The following is a 17,463-nucleotide window of genomic DNA, read 5'->3' on the forward strand; positions in this document are numbered from 1 at the left end:
CTCGAAGAGTCGCCTCTCAGGACTCTATCGGCAGACGCGCATGAAAAGCTGGCGCAAGAACCATCAACGCCCGAACCTGTCGTGAGAGAGGTTCGGGCGAGGATATCAGCGCGACGCGAGGCAGCTTGGGGTCTTCAGCCAACTCACGCTTGGCAATGTGGAGCAGTTGATCAGAATTCGTGATCTGCCGTATCGGCTTCCAGGCCATCGATACCGACGGTGCCGGCAATTTCTTCGATCAGACGGGTCTGGGCGACCAGATCCTGAATGCTGGCATTGATGATCTCGGCGCCTTCGGCATTGCCCGGGGCGATCATCTGGTCAAACTTCATGCCGCCGTCGGCTTCTGCCGTGTCGACCATCACCTGCAGCTGGCCCATGGTGGTGTCCAGCGCCTCATGCATCTTCTCGGCCAGTTCCGGGTCATTCTGGGCGACGAGTGCATGCAGTGACGGGCCTTCGAAGGTGCGGCCGTCCAGGGTCACGTACTTGCCTTCGTAGACGTTCTGGATGCCCTTGGCATTGTAGAAGTGCGAGTAGTGAGTGTTGTCGGAGAAGCAGTCGTGCTCGTCTTCATAGGAGTTGGCTTCCAGCGCGACCTTCATGCGCTCACCGGCCAGCTCACCCAGTGACAGGGAGCCCATGCCGAACAGCATCTTCTCGAGGCCTTCACCGGCCGGCAGCGAGGTCAGTTCCGCGCGGTAGTTGTCCTTCTCGCCCTGCGCCCACTGGCCGACCATGTATTCCAGGTCGCTGATCAGCAGGTCGTTGGCGGCCAGCAGGTAGGCGCCACGACGGTCACAGTTGTCGGCGGTACAGGCATCGCCCTTGGCGAAGTCGGTCGCCGGGCGCTCGCCGGCACCGGCCTCAAAGCCGTGCATGTCCTGACCCCAGAGCAGGAATTCGATGGCATGGTAGCCGCTGGCCACGTTGGCCTCGAAACCGCCCAGCTCGTTGAGGGACGCCAGCAGCTCCGGGGTGATCTCGGTGGTGTCGATCTTGTCGGCACCGATCTGCACGCTGTCGCTGGCGATGATGTTGGCGCTGGCACCCGGGTTGCCCAGCTCTGCCTGATAGCCGTCGCCTTCGACGTAATCGATCAGCCCTTCATCCAGCGGCCAGGCGTTGAGCTGACCTTCCCAGTCATCGACGATGGCATTGCCGAAGCGGAACACTTCACTCTGCTGATACGCCACGCGCGCCTGCTTCCAGGCGGCACGTGCCGCGGCCAGCGTCTCTTCGGACGGAGACTCGATCAGTGCGGCATTGGCGGCGCGCAGGGCATTGGCACTGGCCAGGGCATCGCTGTAGGTGGCATGCGCGACGTTGGCGTACTGGGCGACGACAGCGTCGGCCGTCAGCGCCTTGTCATGCGCGTCGCCATGATGCTCTGCCAGAGCGGCACCGGTGAACATGGAGGCTGACAATGCGATGGCAGCTGCCAGCGGCTTGCGTGAGGCAAAACGGAAAGAGGCAGTCATGTGGATCCCTTGATCGGTCTGTTGTTATGCAGTGCGCGCAGAACGGCAGTGCGTGGGGCCGCTCGAGAGAGGGCGGGAAGTCATTACACGATCTCTCGATGGTCGGCCCGCATCTCACTGGATCATATTGAGAACCTTTATTATTTGCAATCGACAAAACGTGCGTCCTGCAACGCAGGGGTGCACTGACTGCAATGCGGCAGTGCCCTGCTCATCATCTGTGGCTGCCCGAGCAGGGCGATCGGCATGCTATGGCAGAGCGTGTCAGGCCAGACCCGCGGCCTGTATCAGAGCGCGCGTATAGTCCTCACGGGGGTTGCCGAGCACTTCTGCCGTCGTGCCCGTCTCCACCAGGCGTCCTTCACGCAACACCATCACCCGATGGGACAGCGCGCGTACCACCGCCAGGTCATGACTGATGAACAGATAGCTCAGGCCTCGGCGTGTCTGGAGTTCACGCAGCAGGGCAATCAGCTGTTTCTGCACGCTGCGGTCCAGTGCCGAGGTCGGCTCATCCAGCACTAGCAGTCTGGGCTCGAGGATCAGGGCGCGCGCCAGGGCAATCCGCTGACGTTGGCCGCCGGAGAACTCGTGGGGATAGCGATCGGCACACGCTGAGGGCAGTTCGACTTCCTCCAGCACCTGCGTCACACGCAGGCGAACCTCGTCTTCACTGAGCGTTGGATGATGAAAGCGCAGACCTTCACTGATGATGTCCGCCACCGGCATGCGTGGCGACAGTGAGCCATAGGGGTCCTGGAAGACGATCTGCATCTGGCGGCGACGCAGACGCAGCGTATTGCGATCCAGCGTATCGATGCGTTCGTTCTCGAGGTGGATCTCGCCCTTGGCGGCCTGCAGCTTCAAGAGCGCCAGGGCGAGTGTCGTCTTGCCGGACCCCGATTCCCCGACCACGCCGAGCGTCTCGCCGCGCGCCAGCGTCAGATCCAGCGGATGAACGGCGACGAAGTCCGCGGGGCGCTTCTGGAACAGCTTCTTGCTGCGCGCGAAGCGCACCTCCAGCTTGCGCGCGGCGAGAACCGGTGTTGCGGCGTCCTCGGCACTCAAGTCGCTGGCGAGGCCTCCGGGTTCGGCGGCCAGCAGCTCGCGGGTGTAATCGGCCTGTGGCGCATCGAATACCTCGTCGACGCGCCCTTGCTCGATGCATTCCCCGTCGCGCATCACGATCACGCGGTCGGCGTGACGGCGCACCAGATTGAGGTCATGGCTGATCAGGACCATCGCCATGCCCTGGTCGCGACGCAGGCGATCCAGCAGCTGCAGTATCTCCTGCTGCACGGTGACATCCAGCGCCGTGGTCGGCTCATCGGCGATCAACAGCGGTGGTTGATTGGCCATCGCCATGGCGATCATCACGCGCTGGCGTTGCCCGCCGGAGAGCTGGTGCGGCCAGGCATCGATCAATTCCTCGGGACGCGGCAGCTGCACCTGGCAGAGCAGTTCCAGCACGCGCTGGCGGGCGGCATTGCCGCGCAGCCCCTGCTGGAGGCGCAGGCTTTCACTGATCTGTTCGCCGACACGCGTCAGCGGGTTGAGCGAGGTCATCGGCTCCTGGAACACGAAACCGATCTGGCCGCCGCGCACCCGCTGCCACTGGCGTGGCGTCAGGGCGGCGAGATCCAGCGTCTTGCCGTCAGGCCGCGTGAATTCGCGCTGCCCGGTGACATGGGCATGCCCCGGCAGCAGGCCAAGACTCGCCAACAGGCTGACGGACTTGCCCGACCCGGACTCGCCGACGATGGCCAGACATTCCCCCCGTCGGACCTCAAGGGAAAGATGCCTGACGACGGGTGTCTGGCCGAAGCGGATGCAGAGATCGTCGAGTCTCAGCACGCTGGCAGCGGTGCCGGTGTTGTCCGCAGGTGAAGAGGGATGACTCATGCGTTCTGCTCCCGGTCACTGATATGACGTGGGTCGAAGGCATCGCGCAGCCCTTCGCCGATGAAGACCAACAGCGTCAGCATGATGCCGAGGCTAAGGAAGGCGGTCATGCCCAGCCACGGTGCCTGCAGGTTGTTCTTGCCCTGGGCGACCAGCTCGCCCAGCGAGGGTGAGCCTGCCGGCAGGCCGAAGCCGAGGAAATCCAGCGCGGTCAGGGTGGTGATGGCGCCGGTGAACAGGAAGGGGATGAAGGTCAGGGTGGCGACCATCGCGTTGGGCAGCACATGACGCCACATGATCAGCCGCGAGGGCAGACCCATGGCCCGGGCGGCACGCACGTATTCCAGATTGCGAGCGCGCAGGAATTCGGCGCGCACGATATCGACGATGCCCAGCCACGAGAACAGCAACATGATGCCGGTCAGCCACCACAGGTTCGGCTCGACGATGCTGGCGAGAATGATCAGCAGGAACAGCACCGGCAGGCCGGACCACACCTCGATCAGACGCTGGCCGATCAGGTCGACCTTGCCGCCGAAGTAGCCCTGCACGCCACCGATCACCACCCCCAGCACCAGCGAGCCGGCCGTCAGTACCAGCGCGAAGATCACCGACAGCCGGAAGCCATAGATGACGCGTGCCAGCACGTCACGGCCCTGGTCATCGGTGCCCAGCCAATGCCGGCCATTGGGGGCCGACGGCGCCGGAGAGCCCAGATTCAGATCCAGGGTGTCGTAGGAGTAGGGAATCAAGGTGTTGAGCATGAAGCCCTGCGCCTCGATGGCCTCGATCACATAGGGGTCGCGATAGTCGGTGGCGGTGGGCAGGAAGCCGCCGAAGGTGGTCTCCGGATACTCGTGCAGCATCGGCAGATAGGTCTCGCCCTGATACTCGACCAGCAGCGGACGGTCATTGGCGATCAGCTCGGCCCCCAGCGAGAGCACGAACAGCACGCCGAAGATCAGCAGCGACCACCAGGCGCGACGGTTGTCACGAAAGGCCGCCATGCGCCGTCGGGTGATGGGCGACAGGCGTGAGGCGCGCGGGCGTTGCAGCGTCTGCTGATTGGCGTCGCTTACGTCGTGAGTGGGTGTTTCGTGGAGCGTTGTCTCTTGGCGCATGTCAGGCCTCCCGTGTCGCGAAGTCGATGCGCGGGTCGATCCACACATACATCAGATCAGAGACCAGCTTCAGGATCAGACCGATCAGGGTATAGAGATACAGGGTGCCGAAGATCAGCGGGTAGTCGCGCTGCAGAACAGCCTCGAAGCCGAGCAGCCCCAGCCCGTCAAGGGAGAAGATCACCTCGATCAGCAGCGAGCCGGTGAAGAAGATGCCGACCAGCGCCGCGGGCAGCCCGGCGATGATGATCAGCATGGCGTTGCGGAAGACATGCCCGTAGAGGATGCGGTTCTCGCTGGCCCCCTTGGCGCGTGCCGTCAGGACGTATTGCTTGTGGATCTCGTCCAGGAAACTGTTCTTGGTCAGCATCGTCAGGGTCGCGAAGCTGCCGATGGCGGAGGCCAGCACGGGCAGGGCGATGTGATGGAAGTAATCCAGAATCTTGCCGGCGGTGGACAGCTCCTCGAAGTCCGGCGAGGTCAGCCCCCTGAGCGGGAACCAGTCCAGATAGCTGCCGCCGGCGAATACCACGATCAACAGGATCGCGAACAGGAAGCCCGGAATGGCGTAGCCGACGATGACGACGCCGGAGGTCCAGATGTCGAAGCGCGAGCCATGCACCAGCGCCTTGCGGATACCCAGCGGGATCGAGACCAGATAGACCAGCAGCGTGGTCCATAGCCCCAACGAGATGGAGACCGGCAGCCGCTCCAGCATCAGGTCGATCACCGGCCGATCACGGAAGAAGCTGTCGCCGAAATCGAACTGGGCGTAGTCGATGACCATGTCGGTGAAGCGCTCCCAGACCGGCTTGTCGAAGCCGAACTGCTGCTCCAGCTCCTCGATCAAGGCCGGGTCGACGCCTGACGCGCCGCGATAGGTCGAGGAGCCACCGCCACCGCTGGTGACACCATCACCGCCGCCACTGTTGAGACGGGTGCTGGCACCGGCACTCATGCCGTCCAGACGTGACATCAGTTGTTCGATCGGGCCACCGGGGGCGGCCTGAACGATCAGAAAATTCAGCAACAGGATTCCGAGCAGCGTCGGAATCATCAACAGAATCCGGCGCAGAATATAGGCACCCAATGGCAATCTCCCTGCGTGCCCCTCATCGCCGGCATCTGATGTGCGGTGCAAGGGGCATCGGTTATTGGTGTCGTGAACGCATCAGCAAGGCGTCAGTCGCGCCAGGCGTCTATGCCTGGCATATGCGCCGAGCGTGTTCTTCAGGCTTGTTGACCAGGCTTGCTGAGCAGGCATGTTCACCCGGCTCATTCACCTGGTTCAATCTCCCGGCTTATTCACCTGGCTCCAGCGAGGCATCCTTGTCGGGCTCGATCCACCAGCTGTCCAGGCTCAGCTGATATTCCGGGAAGGGCTGCGGATAGCCGAACTTGTTCCAGAGCGCGATGCGCGTCGCCGCCAGGTGCCACTGGGGCACGACATGGAACCCCCAGCGCAGTACACGGTCGAGAGCCCGTGTCGCGCTGAGCAGGTCTTCGCGGGTCTGCGCCTGAATCAGGGCATCGGTGAGCGCGTCCACCACCGGGCTCTTCAGCCCGATCAGATTGCGTGAGCCGGCCACGTCGGCATAGTCGCTGGTCCAGTATTCACGCTGCTCGCTGCCAGGGCTGTTGGACTGCGGATAACTGCCGACCACCACGTCGAAGTCGAAGCTGCGACGGCGGTTGATGTACTGATTGACGTCGACGGTGCGAATTCGCGCCTTGATGCCGATGCGCGCCAGATTGCGAATCCACGGCTGGATGATGCGCTCGAACTGGGTGTCGTAGTTGAGCACCTCAAGCGTCAGCGGCTTGCCGCTGCTGCGGCTGACCAGCTGGCCCTTGACCACTTCATAGCCCGCTTCGCGCAGCAGCCCCAACGCCTTGCGCAGGCGAGGGCGCAATTCCTGTGGCTCATCGATCGGCAGAGGCTTGTCGAAGACCGCGCTGGGCAGCTCATCCTTGAAGGGCTCAAGTAGCGCGAGTTCCTTGCCGGTGGGCATGCCATCCGCGGCCATGTCCGAATTCTCGAAATAGCTGTGGGTCTGCTGGTAGGCGCCGTAGAAGAGGTTGCGGTTGATCCAGTCGAAGTCGAAGACCAGCGCCAGTGCCTCACGGACTCTGGGGTCCTGGAAGCGCTCGCGGCGCTCGTTGAGCACGAAGCCCTGCATGCCCGCCGGGTTGCTGTCCGGAACTTCCAGCTTCTTCAGTCGGCCCTCGTGCAGCGCGGGAGTGTCGTAGGCGGTCGCCCAGTTCTTGGCGCTGCTTTCGACGTGCAGATCGATGCTGCCGGCCTTGAAGGCTTCCAGCGACACGGTCTGGTCCCGGTAGTAGTCGTAGACCAGTGTCTGGATGTTGTGGCGGCCCTTGTTGACCGGCAGGTCCTTGCCCCAGTAATCGTCGACACGCTCATAGCGAACCTGGCGGCCGGCATCCAGAGATGCCATGCGATAGGGTCCGGAACCCAGCGGGAGTTCCAGGGTGGCGCGCGTGAAGTCGCGGCTCTTCCAGTAGTGCTCCGGCAACACCGGCAGCTGGCCGATGATCAGCGGCAATTCGCGCGCCGCGCCTGCCGCCATCTCGAAGCGCACGGTGTCGGCATCGATCACGCTGACGCCGGTGACATCGTGGTAGTAGCTCTTGAAGAACGGCAGGCCTTCATCCTTGAGCAGGCGATAGGTGAAGACGACATCTTCGGCAGTCACCGCCACGCCATCGTGAAAGCGCGCCCGAGGGTCGATATCGAATTCGATGGCGCTGCGGTCCTCGGCCAGGCGGACGCCGCTGGCCAGCAATCCGTATTCGGTGAAGGGCTCATCGGCGGAGGGGATCATCAGGGTGTCGTAGATCAGTCCGCCGAAGTAGTTGAGTCCCGCCACCGAATTGCCCTTGAGGATGAAGGGATTGGTGGAGTCGAAGCTGCCGATGGCGGCGCGCGTCATGCGACCGCCGACCGGCGCCTCTGGATTGACGTAAGGGAAGTGCGTGAAGCCGGGCTTGTGGGCGGGCTCGCCGTAGATGGCCAGGCCATGCACTGTCGGGACGTCCAGCGGCGTCTGCACGTTCGAGGTGGGGATACTGGTCGCCTGCGCGCTGGTTGCCTGCGTGCTGGTTGCCTGCGTGGCCGACGCCATGTCGGCGCTGGGGCGTGAATCGGCAGATTGCTCGCTATTCGCATTGGGGCCGGCTGCATTGGGCTCAGCCGTGTTGGCCGTGGCAGTGAACGAGCCGCTCACCATCAGCGCCCCCAGGCATAGCGCACGTAGCGCGGCCCAGCGACGGTGGGTGAGTGAAGAAACACGCTGCATCGAAGACTTCCTTGACTGAATGACCCGGGCCTCGCGGCCGTGATGAAATGACCGGCATCTGGGCAGCGGCTGGTTTGCGCCTGGCTCGCTATCAACTCTGCTGGCTTGGGTGGCCTCAGCGGCTGTCTGCACAGCTGTCGACCGTGAGCTGCGATGAGCTGATGGAGAACTGCGGAAGCGCTGCAGCAGGTGCGCGCCACGCGCCGGGTTGCGGCCGGTCTCCTTGCATCGACCCCGCCAAGAGTAACGAAGTTCCCTGTCAGCGGCCATGCTGCGGCGTTTGAATCGCAAACGCCCCCACCATCACGGATGGCAGGGGCGTTGAGGAATCGCCTATCAAGCGTCGTGCAACGACGCGTGAATCGACTGACTCAGTTGGCGCTGTAAAGGGTCAGCATCTGACCGGGGCGCAGGTAGTCCGCAGATGACAGCTTGTTCCAGCGCGCGAGCTGGCGAGTGCTGACATTGTGACGTGCGGCGATCAATGACAGGGAATCGCCACTCTTCACGCGCACCTTCTTCTCGCCGTTGGCCGAGGCCAGCTGGGTGGCCACCGAGGCGCCGCGGTCGGGCACCATCAGTGCCTGGCCGATGCGGATGGTGTTGCCCGAGAGGCGGTTCTTCTGCTTCAGCTCGGAGAGCGTCAGGCCATTGCGGCGCGCGATGACGGACAGGGTGTCGCCGCGCTTGACGCGATAGCTGGCCCAGCTCTGGCGCGCTTTTTCAGGCAGCGTGGCCAGCTGGCTGAGGAAGGTGTCGCGGGCGGTGGCGGGAATCACCAGTGAGCTGTCACCCGGCGTGGTGGCCCAGCGCTTGTAGGCCGGGTTCAGGGCGCGCAGCTCATCTTCACTGATGCCGGCCAGCTTGGCGGCGGTGGACAGGTCCAGTTGTCCGCCCGTCTCGACGGCCGCGATTTCCGGCCTGTCGTCAATCTTCGGCAACGACAGCCCATATTCCTCAGGGTCGCGAATCACCGCGGCCAGTGCCAGAAGCTTCGGCACGTATTCCATGGTCTCGTTGGGCAGCTTGATGTTCCAGTAATCCTCATCGCCACCGGCGCGGCGGCGTGCACGATTCACGGTGCCGGCACCGGCATTGTAGGCGGCCAGCGCCAGCTCCCAGTCGCCGTCATACCAGCGCTCGCCCTGGGTCTCCAGGTAATCCAGCGCGGCATCCGTGGACAGCAACACGTCCTTGCGACCGTCATACCAGCGGTTGCGTGTCAGCCCCATGGCGTCACCGGTGCGCGGCATGAACTGCCACATGCCGGTCGCACCGCCCGGATGCGCGGCATCCGGATCGTAGGCGCTCTCGATGAAGGGCAGCAGTGCCAGCTCTGCCGGCAGGCCGCGTGCTTCGGTGCGCAGTGTCACGTAGCGAATCCAGGGGCGGGCCTGTTCCGCGATACGCTCCACGTGGTGGGGGTGCTCCTGATACCAGCTGATCCATTTGCGCACGCGTGGGCGACCGGTGTCCTGCTGCAGCTGATAGCCGGCGCGCAGGCGCTCCCAGACGTCGTCGTAGTGCGCGGGAATGGCGTCGACGGCCTCCATGAAGTTCAGCGGGGCGCGCTGATATTCACTGGTGGGCGAGACCCCGGACACCATCGCTGAATTGGCGCTGGCGGTCAGCGGCATCAGGCACAGGGTGGCACCCAGAGAGGCGAGGCGAATCAGGTGACGCAGTCGAGCCGGACGGAAGGGGGCCTGGGTCGGAGTGACACGACACGGCGTGTCGGCGGCCATCTGGCCGTCGGTACGGAGGTCTTGCTGATGCATTGACGAAATACTCTCTGGCGAGCCGCGGCTGGATGGGTCAGCAGCGGCTCGGCTGGCCGGTCATGCCGGCACGAATCAGTGACTGCGGGGGCTGATCGAGATCAGGAATGTTCTCGACCCGCTGTCACGCGAAATGCCATTCACGCCGCGCTCCAACCGCTCACCTGGGTGGCGTCAGAACGGGGGCAATGGCACGCGGGCAGCAGGGCTAGAAGTTGTCCTTCCACTGACGCAGTGCCGTGAAGGCCGCCAGTGGAGAATCTTCCTGACCCGAGGGTGCCGAGAGGCGTCCTTCCTGTTCGAGGTGGCGTTGCAGCGCCACCTCATCACTGCGCAGGAACGGATTGATCTGCTTTTCTCGACCGATGAGGGTAGGCAGCGTGGGGCGGCCCAGTGAACGCAGCTGTTCACATTCTGCGTTGAGGGTGTCTCGCGCGGGGTTGTTCGGCTCGGCGGCACTGGCGAAGGCCAGGTTGGCCAGCGTGTACTCGTGTGCCGGGAAGACGAGCGTCTCTTCCGGCAGAGCGGCGAGGCGCGACAAGGAGTGATGCATCTGTTCTGGCGTGCCCTCAAACAGGCGACCGCAACCGCCACTGAACAGGGTGTCGCCGCAGAACAGCAGTCCCGGCATGCCGGAGCTGACAAAGGCGATGTGATCCAGCGTATGGCCCGGCACTTCCATCACCTCGAAGAGGCGGCCCTGCAGGCGGAAGCTGTCGCCATCGCCGACACGCTCGTCGATACCGTGGACGGCCGGATTGTGCGGGCCAACCACGCGAGGCTGATAGCGTTCGATCAGCTCCGGCAGGCCGCCGGTGTGATCCTGGTGGTGATGGGTGATGAGGATGGTGTCGAGGGTCAGGCCTCTGGACTCCAGGGCCTCCATCACCGGGCGTGCATCACCGGGGTCGACGACCGCCACGCGGGGGTTGTCGTCGCTCTGTATCAACCAGATGTAGTTGTCCTGAAAGGCCGCTATGGGCGTTACGCTCATCATGGTGGTCAGGTGCTCTTGATGTCTTGCAGTCGTCGATCGAAGCAATGACAGGCCAGTGACGCGAAAAGGGGCTTCATACGTCCTCGCCGAGGAATCGGCCAGGCTGAAGCAGATGAACATGGCATGTCATCGTCGCCTGCAATGCTGATAGGCAGGCGGTTCCATCGACTCCTTACTGAGAGTTAGTTGTCGAAAGCAGCATAAAGTCATGCTCAGAGACGGCTCAGGACGGTCGTGCGCCTGGCCGCTCCCCTGGCCGCGTATGTGGGCGGGAGGGGCAATCCGTATGCTCTATCATCGACAACGCATATTTATGGGTCATTCGCAGGATGTTGGGCAACACCCTGCTTCACTCTATCCTGAGTGTCGGGCCGGGCGTGTCGAGACGCTCGATGCCCGCAGTCCTGTTCAAGACTCGCTTGTCGGCATTTCGTTCCCGGTCAGACTCGCCGTGTGCGATCAGGCGCCGGGTGGCTGATGCCCAGTCCTGCAAGAAGTGTCCTTCAGGAAGGGTCCATCAGGAAAAGCCCAGCAAGAAGAGCCCAGCTGGAAAAGTCACGACTGGCCGCCGGTGCCAAAGTCCATGAGCGCCATCAATCGCAAGGCCAATAGCCAGCACGATGATGCCCAGTGGATTGATTCGTGGCGGGAATCTGAATTTTCCGGATAACAAGCCTGACGAGCCAGCAGGTAAGTGTCAAACCTCTTATGGTGTGAGAATGTAGACAAGTGTCAAAGCCTGTCTATGCCGTGGGGAGTGTCTCCCCGCCTGAAGCCCGGGAGATGCAAGATGTGGAAAGGCCCCTTTGGTGTGAATGACTCCGGTGCGGACAAGGCCAGCGCGTCCCTGACCGCCGAGGAGCGCCAGCGCCAGCATGCGCGCCAATTGAGTGCCCATGTGCGCGCCATGCGTGCCTTTTTCGAGGGCCCGGATGGGCAGGACATCCTGACGGCGGAGCGCGAGATGCTGGCGCCGCTGTTCGAGCGTTGCTTCGGTTTTCACAGCCTGAACCTGGGCCCGGGCGGCAATGACCTCCTGTCACTCTCCGCCATCCGCCATGCCATCCAATGGAGTCCCGAGGCGGCGCTTGCCGAGTCGCCTTCCACCTTGATCTGCCCGCTGACGCAGCTGGCTTTGCCGGACGAGAGCATGGATCTGGTGATGCTCCACCATCTACTGGAGGTCGCGCCGGAGCCGCACCGACTGCTGCGTGAGGCGGCCCGCGTGCTGCGCTCCAGTGGCTGTCTGGTCATCGTCGCCTGGCAGCCGTTGTCTGGCGAGGGGCTGCTGCGTCTGGACCCGCGGCGTCGCCACATCACTCCCTGGGAGGGAAGCTGGCGGACGCCGGCGGCCCTGCGCGATTGGCTGGCCTTCGTGGATTTCGAGATCGAGCGCATCGACTATGCCGGCTTCCACCTGCCGGGGTTACGCCTGCGACACGGTTGGCTTGAACGCATGGGGCGCCGCTACAACCTGCCGCTGGGCAGCCTGATGTTGATACGGGCGCGGCGCAATGTCGGGTACGTGCAACCCTTGAATGCCAAGCGACCGCGAGTCGCCATCCCCGGTGTCTCTATCGGCCAGGCCACGCGGGTGCATTCCCGAGAGGGGCATGTGAAGCGTGAGTCGCGCAGAGATCTGTCTGAGCGCGGCTAGCTCGGCGACTCGCTGCAGGGCTCCCTTTTCTTCAAGGCTTCAGCCTGGCGGAAGCTGTAAAAAAACACAGGGACTTTGGCCATGCTGCATGCGAGTGGGTAGAATGACGCTCATTGTGGCGAGGCCTGCTGTTGCCGCGGGAGGGCTACCGGAGAGTGATTGTCAGGGGGCGGTTTCCAAGCCCCGCCTCTGCGGGCCAGGCTTGCCCCTGTCGTGACAGCCAGCGCCGTCGCACTTGCCCGTCTTCGTTTCCTTTGTCGAGAGTGCCGTTTGTGAGCCAGAGTGCATCCACGCCCGAATCCCAGAATCCCGCCGCTGCTGCGACGTCCGAATCCAAGGCTGCGCCGACTCGCGTGGTCATCCACACCGATGGTGCCTGTCGTGGCAACCCGGGCCCGGGTGGCTGGGGCGCGATTCTGGTCAGTGGCAAGCATCGCAAGGAACTCAATGGCAGCGAGGCCCAGACGACCAACAATCGGATGGAGATGATGGCGGCGGTCGAGGCGCTCACGGCGCTCACCAAGCGCTGTCAGGTGGTGCTGTGGACCGACTCCGAATACGTCAAGAACGGCATCACCAAGTGGGTGCACGGCTGGGTCAAGCGCGGCTGGAAGACGGCAGCCAAGCAGCCGGTCAAGAATGAAGATCTGTGGAAGGCACTGCTGGCCCAGAGTGAGCGCCATGATATCGAGTGGCGCTGGGTCAAGGGTCATAGCGGCGATGAGGGCAACGAGCGCGCCGATGCGCTGGCCAACGAGGCCATCGACGAGATGCAGCGCCGCCGCTGAGCGCCTCGGCTGGCAGGCACGCCGAGCGCGGTGGCCAGCCGTGTTTGAGCACGGACATGCAGGATCCGATATTGAGGCACCCTGATGCGCGGCCCGAAGCTTGAGGCGGACCGATCAGGGAGCTGTCACTGTTTACCAAGAGGTCTGAGATGCGTCAGATTATTCTCGATACCGAAACGACAGGTATCGATCCGAAGGAAGGCCATCGCCTGATCGAGATCGGCGCGGTGGAGATGATCAACCGCCGCCTGACCGGACGCACCTACCATCAGTACGTCAATCCTGAGCGCTTGATCGATGCAGAGGCGATCGGGGTCCACGGCATCACCGATGAGCGAGTCGCCAACGAGCCGGTCTTCGCCGAGATTGCCGATGCCTTCTGGGACTTCATCAAGGGTGCCCAGCTGGTCATCCACAATGCGCCCTTCGATGTGGGCTTCATCGATCACGAATTCGGGCTGATCAATCCCGGGCGTGCCAACCCGTTGGGCCCGGTCGCCGATCACTGCGCCATTCTCGATACCCTGAAGCTGGCCCGAGAGAAGCACCCCGGACAGCGCAACAACCTGGATGCGCTGTGCAAGCGCTACGATATCGACAACGGGCATCGCGTGCTGCACGGCGCCTTGCTGGATGCCGAGATTCTCGGCGACGTCTATCTGGCGATGACCGGTGGCCAGACGGCGCTGGGCCTGGACGTGATAGAGGAAGGCGATGGCGAGGAGGGCGGTATCGTCGGGGTTCGTCGCCTGCGTGCCGATCGCCCACGCCTGGTCACGCCCGGCCTGTCCGCGCTGGAACTTGAGCGTCACTCGGCCTGGTGTGAAGAGATTCGCGGCAAGGCGGATGAGTGCCTGTTCGATCGCCTCTCGATCGATGCCTTGGGCAGTCTTGATGGCGCCACTCTTGAGGGTGCCAGCCTGGACAGCCGAGGCAACCGCGGAGACGACGCCTGATGTTGATTCGTGATCTCTCGCGTGTGACCCAGCGCCATGGTTATCTGATTCGCGTGGGGCGTGATGGCGTAGCACCTGCGCCGGATGGCGGCATCATCCAGCCCATCGCGGACTGGCCCAGCGGCGCCGTGGCTCTCGGGGAATGGCAGGGCGCGCCGATTGCGGTGTTCGGTGAGAATGGCAGTGCCGATTGGCCCGCCGCGCGTCAGTGGCTGCATACGCTGCCACGTGATCAGTTTCCGCTGCTTTCCAGTGCGTTGCAGGTGCTCAAATGGCTGCGCGACCATCGATTCTGTGGCCGTTGTGGCAAGCGCATGAAGCGTCTGGAGCATGAATTCGCCATGCACTGCACCGGTTGTCAGCATCGCAGCTACCCGCGTATCTCGCCGTGCATCATCACGCTGATCACCCGGGGGCGCGAGATGTTGCTGGCACGCAGTCCGCGCTTCGGGCCGGGCATGTATTCGACCCTGGCGGGCTTCATCGAAGCCGGTGAAAGTGCCGAGGAAGCCGTGCGGCGTGAGGTGCACGAGGAAGTCGGTGTCGAGGTCGGGCGAGTCAGCTATTTCCAGAGTCAGTCGTGGCCGTTCCCGCACTCGTTCATGCTGGGCTACTACGCGGAATATGCTGGTGGCGACATCACCATCGATGGTGTCGAGATCGAGGATGCCCAGTGGTTCACGCCGGAAGACTTGCCGGGGCTGCCCCCGAAGTTCTCGATCTCGCATGCCTTGATCGACAACTTCCTGCGCTCGGTCGCGACGGGCCGCTGATATTGCAGGCTCTCCCCAAAGAAAACGCCCCGACCATTGGCCGGGGCGTTTTCTTTGGCTGGTGCCTCAAGCGACCCTTTCCATCGGGCTTGTTCGCAACGATGCACCTTCTCAAGCAGACGCTTACTTGTTCGGGAACAGAGACGTCAGCTTGGTGGCCAGCATGATGTTGCCGGTGGCTTTCAGGCGGCCTGTCATGAAGGCCTGCATGCCGTCGACTTCGCCCTTCATCACGCCCTTGAGGGTGTCGCTGTCGGTGCTCAGGGTCACGGACGGGTCATCGTGCTCACCTTCGCCGACGTCCAGAGTGCCGTCCTTGACGACCATGTAGTAGTCATCGCTGTCGGTGATGTTGAATTGAAAGACCTCATCCATGCCCTTGGCGGCTTCGGGGTTGAAACGGCTCTTGAGCATGTCGATGACGGCGTTGGCGTCGGCCATGGTGATATTCCTTGTCAGTGCTAGCGGTGGAGAAAGGCCAATGATCACGGGGAAAGATGACGTGCATGGCGAGGGGGAGGTGTCGTTCACCACCTTGCTCACCATGAAGTGATCACGCTGCTGACCTTCAAGACTGACATCAGACTATTTCAAACGAGCGTTCCAATCAAGTCGTGTGATCGATCTGGCGTGTTCCGCGCTTCAGCGCTCAGCTCTGAACGTGCTGAGATAATGTGCAGAAGTAACGTACAGAGATAATGTACAGGGATAACGTACAGATCGCGTCCAGGCCACCTGGAGAACCCGTACAGACGGCTCGCCAGTCCCATGACAATACGAGCAGTGTGAAATCTGCCCAGGTGCCTGCCAGCCTTGCAGGCGGGCAAGCTTGCCCCCATATCGAGTACCATCCCGCACCGGCCCTTTAGCCGGTGATTTCGTTATGGGGTCCTGGTCGTGTGGCAGATGCCTTGACCTTCTGCCTGACAGCCATGCACTCGAGAGCGAGCGTTCGCCGCTCACGTGCTGGCGAGAGATCAGACACCTTCTTCAATGTTTCAGGAGCAAGTGCATGCAATGGATTTCACAGTACGGCCTCTTTCTGGCCCAGGCGATCACCGTGGTGGTCGCGATCGCGGCCATCGTGCTCATCATTGCACGTGCACGACAGGGGGAAGCGGGGGAGCGCCAGGCCAAGCTGAAGATTCGCCCCTGGCATGAGCGCATCAAGGGCTATCAACGCGAATTGAGCCACGCCGGCCTTGAAGAGGCCGAGTACGCCGCCAAGGAAAAGGCGCGGGCCAAGAAGCACAAGCAGGAAGCCAAGGCGCTCAAGAAATCGCTCAAGGCCAAGGCGAAAGCCAACAAGGGCGGCAATGCGGACAAGGACGATGCGCCGGCCAGTACGCGTGGGCGTCGGGTCTTCGTGCTCGACTTCGTCGGCGACATCAAGGCCAGCGGTGTGGAAAGCCTGGCGGAGCAGATCACGGCGCTGGAAGGCGTGCTGGGTGAGCAGGATGAGGTCGTGCTGCGACTGGAGTCCGGTGGTGGCCTGGTGCATGCCTATGGCCTGGCCGCGGCACAGCTGGACCGTCTGCGTGCCAGTGGCGCGCGCCTGACGATCACGGTCGACAAGGTCGCGGCCAGTGGCGGCTACATGATGGCCTGTGCAGCGGACCACGTGGTGGCAGCACCCTTTGCGGTCATCGGCTCGATCGGTGTCGTGGCTCAGGTGCCCAATGTGCACCGTCTGCTCAAGAAGCATGATGTGGATGTCGAGATTCTGACGGCGGGGCGTTACAAGCGCACCTTGACCATGCTCGGCGAGAACAGTGAAGAAGGGCGTGAGAAGTTCCTGTCGGACCTGGCGCGCACCCATGAGCTGTTCAAGCAGCATGTCGGCAGCCGTCGCCCGCAATTGGACGTCGAGGCAGTGTCCCAGGGCGATATCTGGTATGGCAGTGAAGCCATCGATATCGGTCTGATCGACGAGGTCGGTACCAGTCAGGCGTTGCTGGCGCGCTATCTGAAGGAAGAGGTCAAGATCTTCGAGGTGAGTCTCGAGAAGCCGCGCCGCGTGATGGACCGTTTCGGCAAGGGCGTGACATCGAGTCTGGATCGTGTGCTGGACCGCGTGCTGGAGCGCAATGCGGAGTCGCGCTGGCATCAGCAATAAGCGACAGATTGCCGTCGCGGGCGAAGAGAAGAGGCTTGGAAGGCCATTCCGTGGCCTGCCCGATCTTGTTGGAGTCGGCGAGTGATACAGATGTCTAGCGGGTCACGATCAGCGTGACTCAGCGACATTCCCCTCAAAGGGCGTCAGTCACCGGCTGGCGCCCTTTTTCAGTTATAGAGGTCCTGCAGGGCACGAATGACACCTGCGGCGTTGGGGCCTTGCAGCGAATAGTAGATAGTCTGCGAAGCGCGGCGCGTCCGCACCATGCCTTCACGACGCAGAATCGCCAGATGCTGCGACAGCGCGGACTGCGACAGTTCCAGGCGCGAGTTGAGCTCGCTCACCGACATTTCGCTGTCGCTGAGCAGGCACAGGATGCGCAGACGATTCTCGTTGCCCATCGCCTTGAGAAGGGCAGTGGCTTCTTCGATGACGCGGTCACCGGCCTGGTGCAGGGTGATGGCATCGCTGGACACTGGCATGGGGTTATTCCTTGCAGCTGTAGAAAGTGTTGCGTTCATGCGGTCTCTCCCGGTCGGTCTATCTTGGTGCATCCCGAGGGACGCAATGGGCCATT

At 62.9% G+C, this 17,463-nt stretch carries 14 protein-coding genes; 5 read left to right on the top strand and 9 right to left on the bottom strand.

The window, feature by feature from the left end; all coding sequences use genetic code 11:
• Window positions 1-170: 170 nt before the first annotated feature.
• The 7 genes from HA399_RS07730 to gloB all read right to left on the bottom strand — a co-directional run bounded on the left by HA399_RS07730 (window position 171) and on the right by gloB (window position 10,596).
• Window positions 171-1,481, bottom strand: a complete 1,311-nt coding sequence (locus HA399_RS07730; RefSeq protein WP_215824339.1) for an imelysin family protein — start codon at window positions 1,479-1,481, stop codon at window positions 171-173.
• 264 nt (window positions 1,482-1,745) lie between these two features.
• Window positions 1,746-3,383 (bottom strand): ABC transporter ATP-binding protein, encoded by a 1,638-nt coding sequence (locus HA399_RS07735; RefSeq protein ID WP_404326716.1) that lies wholly within the window; start codon window positions 3,381-3,383, stop codon window positions 1,746-1,748.
• Window positions 3,380-4,504 (bottom strand): ABC transporter permease, encoded by a 1,125-nt coding sequence (locus tag HA399_RS07740; protein WP_404326717.1) that lies wholly within the window; start codon window positions 4,502-4,504, stop codon window positions 3,380-3,382. The genes HA399_RS07735 and HA399_RS07740 overlap by 4 nt, the downstream gene beginning before the upstream one ends.
• Before the next feature lies 1 nt (window position 4,505).
• Window positions 4,506-5,594 carry a microcin C ABC transporter permease YejB gene (locus HA399_RS07745; RefSeq protein WP_082388527.1) on the bottom strand — a complete coding sequence of 363 codons (1,089 nt, stop codon included), beginning with the start codon at window positions 5,592-5,594 and terminating at the stop codon, window positions 4,506-4,508.
• Between the two features lie 211 nt (window positions 5,595-5,805).
• Window positions 5,806-7,821, bottom strand: a complete 2,016-nt coding sequence (locus tag HA399_RS07750; protein ID WP_404326718.1) for an extracellular solute-binding protein — start codon at window positions 7,819-7,821, stop codon at window positions 5,806-5,808.
• A gap of 371 nt (window positions 7,822-8,192) precedes the next feature.
• Complete coding sequence (locus HA399_RS07755; RefSeq protein WP_225348027.1) at window positions 8,193-9,599, bottom strand: LysM peptidoglycan-binding domain-containing protein; 1,407 nt, start codon at window positions 9,597-9,599, stop codon at window positions 8,193-8,195.
• Between the two features lie 208 nt (window positions 9,600-9,807).
• Window positions 9,808-10,596: a hydroxyacylglutathione hydrolase gene (gene gloB, locus HA399_RS07760; protein WP_404326720.1), complete on the bottom strand. Its 789-nt coding sequence runs from the start codon at window positions 10,594-10,596 to the stop codon at window positions 9,808-9,810.
• A gap of 790 nt (window positions 10,597-11,386) precedes the next feature.
• Between gloB and HA399_RS07765 the strand changes: the two genes are divergently transcribed.
• The 4 genes from HA399_RS07765 to nudC all read left to right on the top strand — a co-directional run bounded on the left by HA399_RS07765 (window position 11,387) and on the right by nudC (window position 14,770).
• A complete protein-coding gene (locus HA399_RS07765) occupies window positions 11,387-12,253 on the top strand; it encodes a class I SAM-dependent methyltransferase (RefSeq protein WP_225348029.1) in 867 nt (288 codons plus the stop codon).
• Window positions 12,254-12,606: 353 nt separating this feature from the next.
• Window positions 12,607-13,041: a ribonuclease HI gene (gene rnhA / locus HA399_RS07770; RefSeq protein ID WP_054556047.1), complete on the top strand. Its 435-nt coding sequence runs from the start codon at window positions 12,607-12,609 to the stop codon at window positions 13,039-13,041.
• A gap of 149 nt (window positions 13,042-13,190) precedes the next feature.
• On the top strand, window positions 13,191-13,997 hold the full coding sequence (gene dnaQ, locus HA399_RS07775; RefSeq protein ID WP_404326722.1) for a DNA polymerase III subunit epsilon: 807 nt from the start codon (window positions 13,191-13,193) through the stop codon (window positions 13,995-13,997).
• Window positions 13,997-14,770 (top strand): NAD(+) diphosphatase, encoded by a 774-nt coding sequence (gene nudC / locus HA399_RS07780; RefSeq protein ID WP_107334885.1) that lies wholly within the window; start codon window positions 13,997-13,999, stop codon window positions 14,768-14,770. The genes dnaQ and nudC overlap by 1 nt, the downstream gene beginning before the upstream one ends.
• A gap of 123 nt (window positions 14,771-14,893) precedes the next feature.
• Here the strand turns inward: nudC and HA399_RS07785 are convergent, their stop codons facing one another.
• Window positions 14,894-15,211 carry an SCP2 sterol-binding domain-containing protein gene (locus HA399_RS07785; RefSeq protein WP_043332726.1) on the bottom strand — a complete coding sequence of 106 codons (318 nt, stop codon included), beginning with the start codon at window positions 15,209-15,211 and terminating at the stop codon, window positions 14,894-14,896.
• Between the two features lie 571 nt (window positions 15,212-15,782).
• Here HA399_RS07785 and sohB point away from each other — a divergent pair.
• On the top strand, window positions 15,783-16,886 hold the full coding sequence (gene sohB, locus HA399_RS07790; protein WP_054556049.1) for a protease SohB: 1,104 nt from the start codon (window positions 15,783-15,785) through the stop codon (window positions 16,884-16,886).
• A gap of 167 nt (window positions 16,887-17,053) precedes the next feature.
• Here sohB and HA399_RS07795 read toward each other — a convergent pair whose 3' ends face one another.
• On the bottom strand, window positions 17,054-17,368 hold the full coding sequence (locus HA399_RS07795; RefSeq protein WP_054556050.1) for a helix-turn-helix transcriptional regulator: 315 nt from the start codon (window positions 17,366-17,368) through the stop codon (window positions 17,054-17,056).
• Between the last annotated feature and the right edge of the window lie 95 nt (window positions 17,369-17,463).

Origin of the sequence: Cobetia sp. UIB-001 (genome assembly GCF_044789135.1) — a bacterium.
Classification (GTDB): Bacteria; Pseudomonadota; Gammaproteobacteria; order Pseudomonadales; family Halomonadaceae; genus Cobetia; species Cobetia amphilecti.